This is a genomic window from Clostridium sp. FP2 (assembly GCF_011065955.2).
GTDB lineage: Bacteria > Bacillota > Clostridia > Clostridiales > Clostridiaceae > Clostridium_AD > Clostridium_AD tagluense.
Genome location: NZ_JAAMNI020000001.1, coordinates 3,330,360 through 3,346,900, shown reverse-complemented (window position 1 = coordinate 3,346,900; position 16,541 = coordinate 3,330,360). Strand labels below are relative to the sequence as shown.

Here is a 16,541-nt window from a genome sequence, read left to right as displayed (position 1 = left end):
GTAGGCGGATTTCCTTTAGAAATGTCATTAAATCATCATCTGCGATGCTGCAATATTAACGACTTCAGAAGGAGATTTACCCCTTTGTAGTCCTCTGGAGTAGGTAACAATTCTCAATTGTTACCCCCCCGCTGAAGTTTTCTCTTTGTTGTAGTATGTGATCCCCACTTATAGAAGTGGGAGACTTTCCTTCTGAAATGTAGTTAAAATAAAAAAAGGTATGAACATAAAACATATATTATAGCTTGAAAAATATGTTTTACGTCCACACTAGTAAAATTAATGAGATGGATAAATTTAATGGGTTTTATAGAAGAGTCTTAATGTTCTCTTCAATATCCATTGGTTCTATAGGAGATTCAAATCTTTCTACAACATTACCACTTTTGTCTATCAAAAATTTAGTGAAGTTCCATTTAACTGAATCACCTAATAAGAATTCAGGAAATTTTTCTTGTAAAAATGCATGTAACATTTTACCGCTTGGGTTATTAATATCAAAGCCTCCAAAGGCTACTTGCTGTGTCAAATACTTAAATATTGGGTGTGCATCATTACCTCTAACGTCAACTTTTTCAGAAAGTGGGAAAGTTACTCCAAAATTAATTTCACAAAAGTTTTTTACCTCATCATTATTTGAAGGTTCTTGGTCTGCAAACTGGTTAGAAGGAAAACCTAGTATCTCAAAGCCTTTAGCATTATATTTCTCATATAGTTTTTGTAAATCTTTATATTGAGGTGTAAAACCACACTTACTTGCAGTATTTACAATTAATAATACTTTGCCTTTGAATTTATCTAAGGCTGCATCCTCTCCATCGATAGTTTTAAATTTAAAGTCATAAATATTCATAATTTAATAATCCTCCTTATATATGTTTTTTCTTATATAGCAATATATTAATTTGCATCAATTTAAATATATAAAATTGAATTGCATGCAACTAGTTTATGACCTTAATATATCATGCTAATCATAAACTGTCAAGGACTTCTTTTGTGAAATAAGAGATTTAAGTTTTGTATAAAAAAATATACGAATCATCATAAGGCATGCTTATAATAATCCGTATATTATTGAAAATAAATAAATCCTTATATCGTACTTAAAAGGTGGGCTTTTGAACATTAATTTTATTTATCATAAAGCCTGATACATAATCAAATTCACGCCACTTTTGAATTAATGCTTTATCACCTATGAAGGTTGATTCAATTGGCGCATTGTTATCCACAAGAAGGCTAGAACTTGAGTTGAATAAAAATACTCCATCAGCACCAGCTTTATATACTTCATAAGCTCGTAGCAAATACTGTTGGACATTTAAATAAACTTTATTATTTACATATAGACCTTGTTTTACTAATTCTTCTTCTTGTTTTGTTATATCATGCCCACTAACATCTGCAGAAATACCAATATATAATTGTACATTTGTGTTTTTAACCATGTCTACATAAGGTTTAATGTTGAAATATTCCTCGCTACGAACGCTTGAGGGTATTAATTTATCAAGCAAGCCTTCTTTAATCCAAGTATTAATATCATAGCCATAGCTAATAGGGTCATTGCAAGGTGTTCTTATGTTAATGGTCTTGTCTTTTGGTAGGTCTTTCCTTAAATCGCGTAAAAATTCATTCATAATGCGTATCTTTTCATCATTTGAACGATTTTCGCCGAAGATTGTAGGATACCTACAAAAATCTAATGTTATGCCTCCAACGTTGTTAAAAGATGCTACTTCCATTAGTACATTTTTTATGTAAGTTCTGACTTCTGGATAGTAATAGTCTAGGTAAAAGCTTCCAGTTTGAGTAAAATTACAATATTTATTATACATAGCACCATTTAAAAATCCGTTAATTAATGGACTATAAAATGTGTCCATTCTAAGTGAAGCATTAACCTTCATTCCTTTTTCCTTGCCTCTATCAGCAATGATTTCTAAAGGGGATTTACCAGAACTTAAGATGTTTAATATTTGATTTTTTGCTAATTTATCGCCATCTCTAAGTTGATCATCATATATTTCTAGACCTTCAAAAGGTTTGCCAGCATATTTACTATTATAATTTAACATGCCAGTAGTTCCTAAACACCAATTTAATTCTCCGACATTTTTTCCAGTAAAAATATCTACCGTTTTGCTTTTAAGAGTTTCAATATCAGGGTATGACCCATCAAAAAAACCAGAATATCCATCAAAATCATATAGAGTTGTTTTTTTATTATCCGATTGTTTTTCATATATTGAGATCTGTTCCTTAGTTAAACCTACTAATTTAATATAAGCAATCCTCGCTCTTTGAGACGGGTTTGGAGAAATTTTAATTGAGCTACTATTAAAATTTGATATTATTGTAGATTTCTCATTAATAAACTGATCACCATATAACTCCTTAGATTCAAGAGAAATATCACCCTTTATTTGAAGCATGGAAGAGCCATCTGTTTGGCTTATTTTAAAGCTTTCTGTACCTGTAACATATCCTACATAAACCCTAAACCAGCCATTTAGTTTTAAAGGCATATTTATGGGAAGAGCATTTTCTACATTTTCAAGTATTGTTCCATTTTCATTCGAGTCATAATCTTTGTAAGTCTCTAGTCCCCACCCTGAGTGAGTAGCGTCATTTTGATCGTTTGCCAGCATCTTATCTATTTTATTATATAAGTATACTTTTCCTGGCTGGGAACTTACAGTTTGACCTGGCTCTAAGTTAATTGTCTTAACATTAAGAGTAACAACTTTTGATATTTCCTCAATTTTCTTGTCGATTGCAATAACTGTAAGCACAAGCTTCATTTCGCCAGATTGGGTTATATTACTAAGGACAAAACTGATGTTTTTATTGTCCAGTGTCTTTGTATTTTCTGCTACAATTTTATCATTTTTGTATAAGGCACATTTAACTACATAATGTTTTTCCTTTATAAGCTTTTCATCCTCAATAGTCATAGCTATGGAAGCATTTACAGTTTGATTATTTTCATCAGCTGTTACAGTACAATCTTTTATTGATAGGGATTTTGTTATAGCAAAATTTTCAATATAGATTTGATTTATACCAGTAAGTGCATCAGTCATATCATTATATAAAACAACCATATCAGAAAGACCAGTACTTGCTAATTGTGGGTCATTGAAGCTCGCTATTTTACTTCCATCTAGTAATATGGAAATATTGTTATTTCCATTATTTTTGATAGACCATCTATGAATATTATTATCCTTTGGTAAATATGCATCAACGGTTTGAAAAGAACCATCTCCTGATGCTTTATTCATTAAGTTTATTTTTATTTTGTTATCTGAGTCTTTGCTATTAAGGCTTAAGCGGTACCTTTTATTATTAGCAATTATATCTATTGCAAAGCCTCTCCAGTTTGCATTTTTACTTGGAGTCTGTAAATCAGTCATTTTGGCATCGAATTCTATATTAAAAGGCCCAGCTCCTATTTCTACATCTTTACTTATTTTTGAAATTGTTTGAGAGTTATTATAAAACAAATATTGTTCATATGGAACATGAGTATAATATTTATTATGATCACTAGTATCGCCTATAAAGTTGCTTTGTGTATTTTCAGAATTTCTACTCCAACCACTATCTAAAAGGTTAATGCAGTTATCATTAAAAACAACCTTAAGGTTTTCATTGTTTTCTACAAGTAGGTTATTATTGGTCTTAAAATTCATCTGAAGCGGCTTGGAAAGTTTCATATCGTCTTTTGAATAAATGTCTGCAGCAATTTTCAAGGTATATGATTCTCCAAGTGCATATCCTTTTACTGGTGGTTTAATTAAAATAGATTTTAAATCTTTTCCTAGTTCTAATTTTGTATTTATTAATTTCCCAACACTATCTATTACGGTAATAGATTTCTGTGTTGCATCATCATATTTAAGTTCTTTATTAAATTGAATATTCCAGACTTTATTTGCACTAACTACTTGATCATTATTTGGTTCAAATGCATATGAAGTATGTGCAGATAATAATAAAATACAAAATGACAATAAAATAAATGCTTTTTTCAATAGTTTTCTCATCTCTTGTAATACCCCCTAGTATACTTTCTTTTACGTTCTCAATTATTTTAACACAATTGTTAAAATTTTATAACAAGATTGGGAAAATTTAATTTTATATATATTTATTAAAAGGCGCATAATAGTTTGCCTACGTTAAAGTGAAAAACATAATTGTTGTATTATTTTTCAAAATATGCTAACATAATAAATAAATATTAATTATTAATAGATAACTAATATTTATTTATTCATGTGACATCAAAGATGATAATTTAATAGTATATTTAGGAGGAGATATTAGTGAATAATCAAGAACTTATGATTGTAAAACAAGCTATTATAAACGAGATAGAAGGGTATGAATTTTATAATATGGCAGCGAATAATTCTAGTTCTGCTGAGGTGAAAAACGCTTTTTTGGAACTTGCGCAGGAAGAGATGCAACATGTAGTTTGGTTAAAAGATCTATTTAATAAGGTTAAAGATGATAATGTGGTGGACTTTCAATTGGCATTAATTCCAGAACCAACTTCTCCAGCAATTTTTAAATGGGAGAACCTTGATAGAAAGGACGCTGGCATTGCAGTATCTGCTTTTGGTATTGGAATACAAATGGAAAAAGCATCAATAGAATACTATGCAAAGGCTGCTAAAGAGACGGGAATTAAAGAAGCAAAGGAACTATTTAATATTTTAATTAAATGGGAAAAAATCCATTTGGATAAATTTTCATTGCAGTATGAAGAGCTAAAAGAAGAATGGTGGTCAGAGCAGGGTTATGCACCATTTTAATTATGGAAATAAGGTATCTATGTTATAATAATAGATACCTTATTTTTTTATAAGAAATTATAAAATTGTTTTATTAAATCATATAATAGAGTGAAAATATACTAAAAATAAATGAAGATCATTTCATAACCATAGTAAAGTAATAATATAGCTAAAAAGCCAACTAGAAACCAAAGGACCATTAGTTTGTAATCTGCTTTTTTAGGCTTTGGAGTGAAAACATCAACAATATTATTAAGCGGTTCATTAATTTCGTCATGGATTATTTTTTTTAAATCATCATCCATTTAATACACCTCATCAATTACTTGCTTATATATATATATTATCTGCAGTCAAATTAATATTCCATATATAAATAAATATTTCAATAATAATGATAAAACCACCAATCTATTTAATAGAGCGGTGGTTTTTTATGGGAGGGATAGAAACAAACAAATAAGTGGTAATAATATTAAAAATCCTATAATTAAAGTTACTTTAATATATACTATGGAGATTCAAAGAAATTGTTACTAAGTTTTACATTGTTTATAAAATAAATAGATAAAGATTTTTATAAGTCCATGCTAAAATGAATTTTAAATCTGATTTCTAGGTATAATTATTCTTGCAATAAGAGAAAATAATAAAGTACATGTAACGTATTTAGTAGCAAATGAGGTTATTAAGGTAAAAATTTTAGATGTGGTTTGAAAATAGAACCTAAATTAATTTGAAAGGAGTTTTAAAGATGCCTGATCATCAACATGTTGGAGGTAGTAAAAATAGCAATATTAATGTTAAACGTGACAATATTAGTAAACCTAAAAAAAGTAAAGGAGATAAAAAATCACCACCTTTGTATGAAAATTTCAATGGAGAAACTCTTGAGTAAATGCTCAAATGAATTTTTAAAAAAACTATGCTGCGAAAAAATCATTTAGAGGAGAGCGAGTAATATGCAAAAGGGTAAAAAAAGTGAAGCTAATAGGCAAGAAGTTAATATTGGGACTAAAAGAACAGATGCTAGCGATAAACAAAAGGACCAGAAGAAGGAAAGAAGAAATTGAAATAAATTTTTAGGATTAGAGGTATATTTAATTTTAAACTTTAAAGTACACATCTGCAATTAGAAAGGGAGCGAGAACCCATGGAAAATAAAACAGAGTATTTTATAAATCAAGGTTATAAGATAATGAAGTTTGAACGTGATATTGATAAAGTTAATGGTCAAGAAATAGGGAGGGTTGAAGTTAAAGCGTTAGATGGACGTAGGGAGTATATAACCTTAGATGATAATGCTGCAGATGAAATAGAAAGGAATTTATTTGAATATTTAAAAAGTAAATAGTTTGTATATTTATACTGTCATATTCGTGAATGACTATTTTATATTAAATGGAACATATTAGCAAAAATTAATCATTGTAATGGAAATAAGATATGCTTGTAACAAATAGCATATCTTATTTTCTTTTATTATCAGACACAAAATTTTAATATAAGAGATGTAATTATTATTAATATATTGTAAAATAGAGTTTGTTTGTCTTAGAAAAATTATTTCTATTATTGACAAACAATAAAATACATTATTTAATTTTAAGACTAAATTTTAGGAGGAGTTTCAAATGAAAAAAGTTGCGGTTATATTTAATGGCGGGACAATAGCTATGACGGTTGATCCAAGAATAAAGGCTGCAATTCCAACTCTAAGTGGAGAAGAAATAATGTCTATGGTTACGGGAATTGAAAATTATGCACAAATAGAATCATATACGTTTTCGAGCTTACCGGGGCCTCATATGACACCAGAACTTATGATGGAATTGTCTAAATATATACAAACTTTCCTGATTAGAGACGATATATGTGGGGTTGTAGTGACACATGGTACGGATTCACTTGAGGAAACAGCCTATCTATTGCACCTAACTATAGATAATCCAAAGCCGGTAATTGTTACAGGTTCAATGAGGAATAGTTCGGAACTTGGGTATGATGGGCCAGCAAATTTATCAGCTTCTATTTGTACTGCAATTTCAGAAGAGGCACGAAATAGGGGAGTACTCGTGTGTTTAAATGATGAACTTAATTGTGCAGGTGAAGTCACTAAATCACATTCAATGCATCTAAATACTTTTCAGAGCCCTGAATTTGGGCCTATAGGAATTATCGACAATAATGAGGTAATATTCTACAGAGATAGTTTAAAAAAAGAACATATACTAACAGAAAAAATAGAAACTAGAGTAGATTTAATAAAAGCTTGTGCTGGTATGGATTCAAAATTAATTGACTTTTGCGTGGCGCAAGGTGCAAGAGGGCTTGTTATTGAAGCCATGGGAAGAGGAAACATTCCACCTGAAATGGCAGAAGGAGTAAAAGTAGCTATAGAAAAGGGTGTGGCAGTAGTTATGGTATCTAGATGCTTCAAAGGAAGAGTATTAGATTCTTATGGGTATCCCGGTGGTGGCAAAGAGCTTAGAAATGCTGGTGTGATTTTTGGAGATAGCCTTCCGGGGCAAAAGGCTAGAATTAAACTTATGCTTGCACTTGCTAGCACCACAAATTTAGAAGAAATTGAATCTATGTTTGAAAGAGGAAGATATAAAAGCCGAATATAATATGCATTTTAAAATTAAATATTCGTGATGGCATTGACGTAGAACTCCGTTTTTGGTATTATGTTTGTATAAAAGTAAATAGACACTAAGGTTTCACGAACCTTAGTGGTTTTATTTTGTATTGTAAATATATTAGCTTCGTTGTTTTAACGACATTTTTTAACTTATGTAGCTAATTTAAAACGGAAGGAGTTCGTTTATAAACGAAAGATAAAATTGTAATCATTACCCAAGATATAATAAAATACAGAATAGGGGATAAATATGAAATCAATAAAAAACAAGGCCAAAGATTCTATATTTGAAAAACTTTTCAAACTAAGAGAAAATAATACATCAGTTAAAACAGAAATACTCGCTGGTATAACTACATTCATTACCATGGCGTATATTATATTTGTAAACCCTAACATTCTCAAATTTGCTGGAATGAATCTACCAGGGATAAAGGGAGATGGGGCAGCAGGATTTAATGCTCTAAATGATCCAATTGTAGCATCAGTTTTTGCAGCTACATGTCTTGCAGCAGCAGTAGGTACTTTTGTAATGGCATTCTATGCTAATTTGCCATTTGCACAGGCACCAGGAATGGGGCTCAATGCATTCTTTACATATAGTGTATGTTTAACACTGGGATATACATGGCAACAAGCCTTATCGGCGGTTCTTATATCTGGAATTTTATTTATAATAATAACGCTTACTTCAATAAGAGAAAAAATAGTGGATGCGTTGCCACAAAATTTAAAACTCGCTATTTCAGGTGGTATTGGTTTGTTTATAGCACTTATAGGTTTTAAAAGTGGTGGTATCATCGTAGGAAGTAAAGAAACTCTGGTAACATTTGGTAACTTTACAAATCCAAGTGCAATAGTAACATTAATAGGTATAACTGTTACGGCAATACTTATGGCTAGAAAAGTAAAGGGATCTATCTTATTTGGAATCGTCATAAGTGCAATAGTAGGAATTCCTTTTGGAATTACTAAACTCTCAGGAATTCAAGTATTTAGCGCACCACCATCTCTTGCACCTACATTTATGCAATTTGACTTTGTAGGTCTTTTAGGAGCAGGTTCTGGTAAAGGATTGTTTGCAGCAATAATGAGTGTAATAATGGTTGTAATAACCTTTAGTTTAGTAGATTTGTTTGATACCATAGGAACCCTTGTAGGAACAGCAACAAAAGCTAACATGCTTGATGAAACTGGTAGAGTGAAAAATATGAAAAAAGCATTGATGTCAGATGCAGTAGCTACTACGGCAGGAGCATTCATGGGAACAAGTACTGTAGTAACTTATGTTGAATCCACAGCAGGAGTTGCCGAAGGTGGAAGAACAGGCCTTACATCAGCCACAGTGGGAGTGTTGTTTTTATGTTCATTATTCTTTAGTGGACTTGTAGGAATAGTACCAGCTGAGGCTACTGCTCCAGCACTTGTAATAGTTGGAGTGCTTATGATGAGTTCGGTGACTAAAATAGATTTTGAAGATTTTACAGAAGCACTTCCAGCATTCTTTACTATAGCAATAATGCCTTTTAGCTATAGTATAGCAAATGGTATAGCAGCAGGAATTATTTTCTATCCAATAGTAAAAATAGCAACAGGAAAGCAGAAAGAAGTAAGCCCTATAGTTTATGTTTTAGCACTATTATTTATAGTTAGATTTATTATATTACCTTAAGGGAGAATATATTTATACACCACTTATTAATAGATAAAACAGTTAAGAAGAGTTTAAAACATACTCTTCTTTTTTTTTACAAATAAAGTACTGTAACAAAATTAGTATCACTTGAATAACATAATAAAAAATTGTGTAAAGGGTGATATTATGAAAATAAATAATAGATTATCAAATGTTAATGAATATCATTTTAAAAAAATTGAGGACATGAAAAATGCAGCGATTCTAACAGGTAAAAAAATTATTGACTTGAGTATTGGAGATCCAGATTTAGAAGTTAATTTGAAAATCACAAGTGCCCTAATAGATGGATTAAAAGATTATAGGTATAATAATTACCCACCCTATGATGGCGTAAGGGAACTTAAAAAAGCTGTTATTAAATACTATAAACAGGTTTATTCTGTAAGTCTAGACTCTGATGAAGTAATAATTCTTATAGGCTCAAAAGAAGGAATAAGCAATATTATTCCAGCAGTATGTGACATAGGAGATATTGTAATAGTGCCAGAACCTGCATATCCTGTTTACAGCATTTGTTCCAAACTATGGGGATCTATACCTTATACTGTACCTTTAACGCCAAAAAACGGATATATGCTAGATTTTAATACTATCCCTGAAGAGATAATTGCTAATTGTAAACTTATGTTTATAAATTATCCCAATAATCCAACTGGTGCTGTAGCAAGTTCTGAGTTTTATAAGAGTATTATAAAGTTTTCTTATGATAATAATATTGTTTTATGCAATGATTCGGCATATAATGAGATAATTAAGGCGGATAAGAAAGCCATTAGTCTTATGCAGTATGATATAAAAAGGCAATGTGTTGAGTTTGGAACATTATCTAAAACATACAATATGACAGGATATCGAATAGGATATGCAGTTGGTAATGCTAGAGTAATAAATGCTCTTTTAAAGGTGAAAAGTAATTGCGATTCTGGGCAATTTATTCCGGTGCAAAAGGCTGCAATTGCTGCTCTTAATTTAGAACGAGATTATGTTCACAATATGAGAAAAATATATGATGAAAGGCGAGAAGCTGCTAAAAGTGTTTTACTACAAAAAAACATTAATTTTTTTGATGCAGAGGGGACTTTTTATTTGTGGTGCAAAACACCTGACAATTATACAACTAATAAGTTTTGTGAAGAGCTATTGATTAATAATGGAATTGTGGTTACGCCTGGTAATGCTTTTGGAAAACTTGGATATGATTATTTCCGTATAGCATTGACTAAAGATAAGGTTATTATTGAAGAAGCTTTAAAATCTCTAAATAAATGTGGTGATTAATAATATTATTGGTATAATATAAATTATATAGGAAATATTTTATTATAAGTGTGAACTATTTTTTAAATACATTAAATTACAATATCACAGTATTTTTTTAATAAAAATCCTGATAAAAGTGACAACTTATAATTTTAACTTGAAATTGTAGTGATAGTTTATGTATAATTGTAAGGGTTCACAATGAACATTGGAAGGATGCGTTGTTATGATTAGGAGTATGACTGGGTTTGGGAGAGGGAACTGCGAAAAAGATGGTAAAAATTTTACCATTGAGATTAAAAGTGTTAATCATAGATATTTTGAAACTAATATAAGAATGCCTAGAGCATTAATATCTTTTGAGGATAAAATCCGAAAAATAATTGGTGAAAAAGTAAAAAGAGGAAAACTTGATGTATTTGTAACTCAAGGCAATTATGATAAGGACGACGCTTTTGCTAATTTGAATGAAAAATTAGCTGAAAGTTATATGGAATGCTTTCGAGTTTTAAAGGAAAAATATAATCTAGAAGGCGATATATCAGTCTCTCAAATAGCTAGATTACCTGAGGTAATAACTCTTAAACAAAAGGAAGAAGATATCTCAGAAATCTTTGATGCCATTGAGCAATCATTAAATGAAGCCCTTGAAGCTCTTCTTTTTATGAGAGAAAGGGAAGGCGAAAAATTACTAGAGGATGTTATAACTAAATGTGATTTTATAAGTGGGCTTGTTCAAAAGGTTAAGGAAAGATCACCCTTCGTTTTTAATGAGTATAAAGTCAAACTAACTCAAAGACTAAATGCTCTGAGTAAGGAAGTTGAATTTGATGAAAATAGAGTTGCCATGGAAGTCGCAATTTTTGCGGACAAAGCTGGAATTGATGAAGAAATTGTAAGATTAAATAGTCATATACAGCAAATGAGGGAAACGCTAATTTTAGACGAACCAATTGGAAGAAAGCTTGACTTTATTATTCAAGAAATGAACAGAGAAACTAATACAATAGCATCAAAAGCAAATGATTTAGAAATTTTAAATACAGTAATTAATATGAAAAGCGAGATAGAAAAAATCAGAGAACAAATACAAAACATAGAATAAACAGGAGGCGCGCAATGAGTATAAAATTGATAAACATAGGTTTTGGGAACATTGTTTCAGCAAATAGATTGGTAGCCATAGTTAGCCCTGAATCAGCACCAATTAAAAGAATAATTCAAGAAGCAAGAGATAGAGGCATGCTAATAGATGCTACTTATGGAAGAAGAACCAGAGCAGTTATTATCACTGATAGTGATCATGTTATTTTATCAGCTGTTCAACCTGAAACTGTTGCACACCGGTTATCTGTTAAAGATGAGGAACATATAGATGAGGTCGAGGAATAATGATGAGTAAAGGGCAGCTCATTGTTATTTCAGGACCTTCTGGTGCTGGTAAAGGAACTGTATGTAAGGCAATTCTTGAAAAAAACAATTTTTGGGTTTCGGTGTCCGCCACCACAAGAAGTCCAAGAAAGGATGAAATAGATGGCATAAATTACTATTTCATAACCAAAGAAGAATTTCTACAAAAAATTGAAAAAGATGATTTTCTTGAATATGCAGAAGTTTATGGAAATTTTTATGGAACACCTAAATCAGAAGTTTTAAAAGTATTAGATAGCGGCAGGGATGTAATACTCGAAATAGATATTCAAGGTGCTCTTAAGGTAAAAACAGCTTATCCAAATGGTTTATTTATTTTTATTCTTCCTCCATCCATGGAGGAATTAAAAAATAGAATTACAAATAGGGGAAGTGAAACCCCAGAATCTTTAATTACTAGATTTACATCAGCTCATAAAGAAATTAGTTTTGTATCAAAATATGATTATGCAGTTGTAAATGACACTGTAAGTAGTGCTTGCTTAAAAATTAAAAGCATTATAATTGCAGAAAGATGTAGAGTAGATAGAATGAATGGAGATTTTCTAAAGGAGGAAATTATTAATGAATAATTCAATGATTAACCCATCAATAGTAAATTTATTAGAAAGAGTTGACAACAGATATTCTTTAGTTGTAGCAACATCAAAAAGGGCAAGACAAATAATAGAGGGTCAAAGTCCACTTGTACATGTGGATTCAACTAAACCTGTTACTATAGCTATACATGAGATTTATGAAGGAGCTATTGTGGCTATTACAACAACAGAAGGAATAAAATAGTATGGAAAATACAAAAACAGTAGTTATTGGTGTAACAGGAGGCATAGCAGCATATAAGGCTTTAGATGTTATTAGTAGATTAAGAAAAGAAAATGTTTGCGTACATGTTATCATGACTAAAGCGGCTATGGAATTTGTAAACCCAATAAGTTTTCAAACACTAAGTCAAAACATGGTGATTCATGATATGTTTGAAGAGCCTAGAGCTTGGGAGATACAACATATAGCTCTTGCTAAAAAAGCTGATTTGCTCCTTGTAGTTCCAACAACTGCCAATATAATTGGTAAAGTTGCAAATGGGATTGCAGATGATATGCTTACTACTACTATTATGGCAACAGTGGCACCAGTGATTTTTGCACCAGCAATGAATGTAAATATGTATAATAATAAAATAGTACAGGATAATATAAAAAAGCTTGAGGACTACGGGTATGATTTTATATACCCAACCTCAGGAAGATTGGCCTGTGGTGACATAGGACAAGGGAAATTAGCAGGAGCCGAAGAAATTGTTGAAATAATAATGAGTAAATTGTATCCAATAAAAGATATGCTGGGAACTAGGGTTTTAGTAACAGCAGGGCCAACAATTGCACCTATTGATCCTGTAAGATTTATAACAAATAGATCAACAGGTAAAATGGGATATGCAATTGCAAGGGAAGCTATAGATAGAGGAGCGATTGTAACTTTAATATCTGGTCCATGTCATGAAAAAGTACCTTTTGGCGCAAGGGTCATAAGGATAAATACTAATGAGGAGATGAGGGCAGCTGTAATAAATAATTATGAAGACAGTGATATAGTTATAAGTGCAGCGGCTGTAGCTGACTACAAACCTAAATGTTATAGTAGTAGTAAAATAAAGAAAAGCGAAAATGAATTAAACATAGAATTTGTACGTGACAATGATATTTTGAAAGAATTAGGATTAAGCAAGAAGAAGCAAATATTGGTAGGCTTTGCAGCTGAAAGCAATGACTTACTCCAAAATGCAAAAGCAAAGCTTTTGAAGAAAAATTTGGATTATATAGTTGCCAATGATATATCAAAAGCAGATGTTGGTTTTGGAGCTGATGATAATAAAGTAATTATACTAAGTAAAGATAACAGTCCAATAGCATTAGATAAAATGGCAAAAAAACAAGTCGCTAGGGAATTGTTTAGTTTAATAAATAAAAAGCGCTAATGCGCTTTTTTATATTATAGAAAATTATAAATTAAAAGGGTGATTGTGTGTATCAGTATGCTGGAGTTGTGGTGAATAACGATTCTGTTCAAGTAGATAAGATTTTCACATATAAGATACCTATTAGTTTGATAGGAAAGGTCCTTTTAGGATTTAGGATAAAAGTACCATTTGGCAGGGGAAATAAGACATTAGATGCTTTTGTATTAGAATTATATGAACAATGTGACAATGTGAATAAAATTAAGGATATAGCTAGCATTTGCGATGAAATGCCACTGCTTAGATTAACTGATATCGAACTTGTAAAGATTATGAAAGAAAAGTACCTTTGTACATATTTGGAGTGTATAAAAGTTATTATTCCAAGAGGAATAACAAAAGGTATAAAGAAAAAGACCATGCAAGTATTAATTGTAAGTAGAGAGTTAGAAGGGAAATTCTTAAATGAGCCTTATAAAAACATCTATGGGTTAATACAATTGAATAATATGAAATATAACAAAAGTGAATTCAGTAAAAATTTCAATCAGTCACTGTCCTCAATTAATACCATGATTAAATATGGATTCTTAGCCACTCAGGAGATTATAATTAATAGATATAATGAAAAAAACTATTCTAGATACGAAGAAAAAATATTAAATGAGAAACAGCAACAATCTGTAGATTTTATAATAAATTCTAACAAGAAAAAATTTTTAATGCATGGAGTTACAGGTAGTGGAAAGACTGAAATATATATGAATTTGGTTAGTTATATGTTAAAAGAGAACAAACAATCTATAATTTTGATACCAGAAATATCTTTAACACCTCAAATGGTAGAGCGTTTTAAAGGTAGATTTGGACGTGATATAGCAGTTTTTCATAGTAGGTTATCAGATGGTGAACGATTTGATGAATGGATGAGAGTTAAGTTTGGTAATGTTAAAATAGCCATTGGTGCAAGATCTGCTATATTTCTGCCCTTTGAAAACTTAGGATTAATTGTTATAGATGAGGAACATGAACTCAGTTATAAATCAGACAGTGACCCCAAATTTGATGCTCGTGAAATAGCTTATATGAAATGCGAACTAGAAAACTGCAAATTATTACTCGGTTCAGCTACCCCCTCTATTGAAAGCTATTATAGGGCTTCCATAAAGGAATTAGAATTGATTACTATTAATGATAGGGCGGATGGTGCGGCCATGCCCAGTGTAGAAATTGTTGACATGCGGGAAGAACTCATGAAAGGCAATCGTTCAATATTTAGTAGGTTGCTACATGAAGGTATTATCGAGGCTCTAAGTAAAAAAGAGCAGGTGATATTATTTTTAAATAGAAGAGGTTTTTCAACCTTTGTATCTTGTAGAAAATGTGGATATGTTTTTAAATGTAAAAAATGCGATATCTCATTAACTTATCATAATGCAGGGGAGTATTTAACTTGCCATTACTGCGGTGAGAAAGAGAGAATTAGTAAAACTTGTCCTAGTTGTGGAAGTAGTTATGTGAAATATTTTGGAGTAGGAACAGAAAAAATTGAACAAGAAATTAATAGAATTTTTCCAAGTGCAAAAACTCTAAGAATGGATTTTGATACAACACGGAAAAAAAATTCTTATGAATATATATATAATACCTTTAAAAACAGAGAGGCAGATATTTTAATTGGAACTCAAATGGTGGCTAAAGGGTTAGATTTTGAAAATGTTACTTTGGTAGGAGTAATAGCTGCAGACTTATCCTTAAATTTACCAGACTTTAGGGCTTTTGAGCGAACATTTCAACTTTTAACTCAAGTCTCAGGAAGATCTGGTAGAGGTAAAAAAGAAGGTAACGTGGTTATTCAGACATACAGTGCAGATAATCCTACTATACAATATGCAGCAGCTAATGATTATGATAGTTTCTATAAAAACGAAATTATGATGAGAAGAGCTATGGATTATCCACCTTTTACAAGAATCCTAGTCATAACTATGAGCTCTGAAGATGAAAATTTGTTAATAAAAAGTATACAGAATGTTGGCATAAATTTAAAATATAAGCTTGAAAATAATGATAAAATTACAGTACTTGGACCTTGTCCTTGTGGAATTTCTAAAATTAAAAATTTCTACAGGTGGCAAATTATCATTAAAGGAAATATTGAAGAAACTACAGCGCAAAATATAAAGAATTTAGTTTATGAATTAGTTAAAAATATTTATAATAATATAAGGGTTAGTATAGATATTAATCCTAGCAGCATGTTTTAAGAAGCGAGGAGGTTTTTGTATGGCTATAAGAACAATTAGAAACTATGGCGATGAATTATTAAGAAAAAAAAGCAGAGTGGTAGATGAAATTAACCCAAGGATATTATTATTAATTAAAGATATGGAAGAAACTATGTACAATTCTAAGGGCATAGGTCTTGCAGCACCACAGGTTGGAACTTTAAAAAGAATAATAGTTATTGATGTTGGAGATGGACCTATGGCACTTATTAATCCAGAAATATTAGAAATGCAAGGTTCAAATATATCTAATGAAGGTTGCCTAAGTATACCAGGGGTACAAAAAAATGTAGAGAGGCCTAAAAAAGTAACAGTGAAGGCAATGAACGAAAAGGCTGAAGAAATAATAATAAACGGAGAAGGTCTTCTTGCAAGAGCCCTCTGCCATGAAATTGATCATTTAGATGGTATTTTATTTGTGGATAAAGCAATAGACGACGAGGAGAAATAA

At 30.8% G+C, this 16,541-nt stretch carries 16 protein-coding genes; 13 read left to right on the top strand and 3 right to left on the bottom strand.

What is annotated here, in order from left to right; genetic code table 11:
• Window positions 1-307: 307 nt before the first annotated feature.
• Together G9F71_RS16085 and G9F71_RS16080 are read right to left on the bottom strand one after the other, a co-directional pair.
• Window positions 308-853, bottom strand: coding sequence for a glutathione peroxidase (locus G9F71_RS16085; protein ID WP_164950141.1), 546 nt, complete (start codon window positions 851-853; stop codon window positions 308-310).
• Window positions 854-1,106: 253 nt separating this feature from the next.
• Window positions 1,107-4,055: a hypothetical protein gene (locus G9F71_RS16080; RefSeq protein ID WP_164950142.1), complete on the bottom strand. Its 2,949-nt coding sequence runs from the start codon at window positions 4,053-4,055 to the stop codon at window positions 1,107-1,109.
• A 282-nt stretch (window positions 4,056-4,337) separates the two neighbouring features.
• On the opposite strand from G9F71_RS16080, the gene G9F71_RS16075 reads away from it, so the two are divergent.
• Window positions 4,338-4,829 (top strand): ferritin family protein, encoded by a 492-nt coding sequence (locus tag G9F71_RS16075; RefSeq protein ID WP_164950143.1) that lies wholly within the window; start codon window positions 4,338-4,340, stop codon window positions 4,827-4,829.
• 101 nt (window positions 4,830-4,930) lie between these two features.
• Here G9F71_RS16075 and G9F71_RS16070 read toward each other — a convergent pair whose 3' ends face one another.
• Window positions 4,931-5,116, bottom strand: a complete 186-nt coding sequence (locus G9F71_RS16070; protein WP_124998952.1) for a hypothetical protein — start codon at window positions 5,114-5,116, stop codon at window positions 4,931-4,933.
• A 449-nt stretch (window positions 5,117-5,565) separates the two neighbouring features.
• Between G9F71_RS16070 and G9F71_RS16065 the strand changes: the two genes are divergently transcribed.
• The 12 genes from G9F71_RS16065 to def all read left to right on the top strand — a co-directional run bounded on the left by G9F71_RS16065 (window position 5,566) and on the right by def (window position 16,541).
• Entirely contained in the window at window positions 5,566-5,709 is a 144-nt protein-coding gene (locus G9F71_RS16065) for a hypothetical protein (protein ID WP_164944240.1), read from the top strand.
• 255 nt (window positions 5,710-5,964) lie between these two features.
• Window positions 5,965-6,165, top strand: coding sequence for a hypothetical protein (locus tag G9F71_RS16060; protein ID WP_124998954.1), 201 nt, complete (start codon window positions 5,965-5,967; stop codon window positions 6,163-6,165).
• Between the two features lie 280 nt (window positions 6,166-6,445).
• Window positions 6,446-7,441: an asparaginase gene (locus G9F71_RS16055; protein WP_164950144.1), complete on the top strand. Its 996-nt coding sequence runs from the start codon at window positions 6,446-6,448 to the stop codon at window positions 7,439-7,441.
• A 264-nt stretch (window positions 7,442-7,705) separates the two neighbouring features.
• On the top strand, window positions 7,706-9,127 hold the full coding sequence (locus tag G9F71_RS16050) for an NCS2 family permease (RefSeq protein WP_164950145.1): 1,422 nt from the start codon (window positions 7,706-7,708) through the stop codon (window positions 9,125-9,127).
• 150 nt (window positions 9,128-9,277) lie between these two features.
• The gene (locus G9F71_RS16045) at window positions 9,278-10,432 is read left to right on the top strand and encodes an aminotransferase class I/II-fold pyridoxal phosphate-dependent enzyme (RefSeq protein ID WP_187353483.1); all 1,155 of its coding nucleotides are present in this window, start codon (window positions 9,278-9,280) and stop codon (window positions 10,430-10,432) included.
• Between the two features lie 208 nt (window positions 10,433-10,640).
• Window positions 10,641-11,519 carry a YicC/YloC family endoribonuclease gene (locus G9F71_RS16040; protein WP_164950146.1) on the top strand — a complete coding sequence of 293 codons (879 nt, stop codon included), beginning with the start codon at window positions 10,641-10,643 and terminating at the stop codon, window positions 11,517-11,519.
• Between the two features lie 14 nt (window positions 11,520-11,533).
• Entirely contained in the window at window positions 11,534-11,806 is a 273-nt protein-coding gene (remA, locus tag G9F71_RS16035; protein ID WP_124998964.1) for an extracellular matrix/biofilm regulator RemA, read from the top strand.
• Window positions 11,806-12,417 carry a guanylate kinase gene (gene gmk / locus G9F71_RS16030; protein ID WP_164950147.1) on the top strand — a complete coding sequence of 204 codons (612 nt, stop codon included), beginning with the start codon at window positions 11,806-11,808 and terminating at the stop codon, window positions 12,415-12,417. The genes remA and gmk overlap by 1 nt, the downstream gene beginning before the upstream one ends.
• Window positions 12,410-12,628, top strand: a complete 219-nt coding sequence (rpoZ, locus tag G9F71_RS16025; RefSeq protein WP_124998968.1) for a DNA-directed RNA polymerase subunit omega — start codon at window positions 12,410-12,412, stop codon at window positions 12,626-12,628. The genes gmk and rpoZ overlap by 8 nt, the downstream gene beginning before the upstream one ends.
• Before the next feature lies 1 nt (window position 12,629).
• The gene (gene coaBC, locus G9F71_RS16020; protein ID WP_164950148.1) at window positions 12,630-13,820 is read left to right on the top strand and encodes a bifunctional phosphopantothenoylcysteine decarboxylase/phosphopantothenate--cysteine ligase CoaBC; all 1,191 of its coding nucleotides are present in this window, start codon (window positions 12,630-12,632) and stop codon (window positions 13,818-13,820) included.
• Between the two features lie 47 nt (window positions 13,821-13,867).
• The gene (gene priA, locus G9F71_RS16015; protein ID WP_164950149.1) at window positions 13,868-16,069 is read left to right on the top strand and encodes a primosomal protein N'; all 2,202 of its coding nucleotides are present in this window, start codon (window positions 13,868-13,870) and stop codon (window positions 16,067-16,069) included.
• A 19-nt stretch (window positions 16,070-16,088) separates the two neighbouring features.
• Window positions 16,089-16,541 carry a peptide deformylase gene (gene def / locus G9F71_RS16010; RefSeq protein WP_164950150.1) on the top strand — a complete coding sequence of 151 codons (453 nt, stop codon included), beginning with the start codon at window positions 16,089-16,091 and terminating at the stop codon, window positions 16,539-16,541.

Coding starts and splice junctions, on each gene's coding strand:
- G9F71_RS16085 (WP_164950141.1), bottom strand. CDS start 853: ATGAATATTTATGACTTTAAATTTAAAACTATCGATGGAGAGGATGCA.
- G9F71_RS16080 (WP_164950142.1), bottom strand. CDS start 4,055: ATGAGAAAACTATTGAAAAAAGCATTTATTTTATTGTCATTTTGTATT.
- G9F71_RS16070 (WP_124998952.1), bottom strand. CDS start 5,116: ATGGATGATGATTTAAAAAAAATAATCCATGACGAAATTAATGAACCG.
- G9F71_RS16065 (WP_164944240.1), top strand. CDS start 5,566: ATGCCTGATCATCAACATGTTGGAGGTAGTAAAAATAGCAATATTAAT.
- G9F71_RS16060 (WP_124998954.1), top strand. CDS start 5,965: ATGGAAAATAAAACAGAGTATTTTATAAATCAAGGTTATAAGATAATG.
- G9F71_RS16055 (WP_164950144.1), top strand. CDS start 6,446: ATGAAAAAAGTTGCGGTTATATTTAATGGCGGGACAATAGCTATGACG.
- G9F71_RS16050 (WP_164950145.1), top strand. CDS start 7,706: ATGAAATCAATAAAAAACAAGGCCAAAGATTCTATATTTGAAAAACTT.
- G9F71_RS16045 (WP_187353483.1), top strand. CDS start 9,278: ATGAAAATAAATAATAGATTATCAAATGTTAATGAATATCATTTTAAA.
- G9F71_RS16040 (WP_164950146.1), top strand. CDS start 10,641: ATGATTAGGAGTATGACTGGGTTTGGGAGAGGGAACTGCGAAAAAGAT.
- remA (WP_124998964.1), top strand. CDS start 11,534: ATGAGTATAAAATTGATAAACATAGGTTTTGGGAACATTGTTTCAGCA.
- gmk (WP_164950147.1), top strand. CDS start 11,806: ATGATGAGTAAAGGGCAGCTCATTGTTATTTCAGGACCTTCTGGTGCT.
- rpoZ (WP_124998968.1), top strand. CDS start 12,410: ATGAATAATTCAATGATTAACCCATCAATAGTAAATTTATTAGAAAGA.
- coaBC (WP_164950148.1), top strand. CDS start 12,630: ATGGAAAATACAAAAACAGTAGTTATTGGTGTAACAGGAGGCATAGCA.
- def (WP_164950150.1), top strand. CDS start 16,089: ATGGCTATAAGAACAATTAGAAACTATGGCGATGAATTATTAAGAAAA.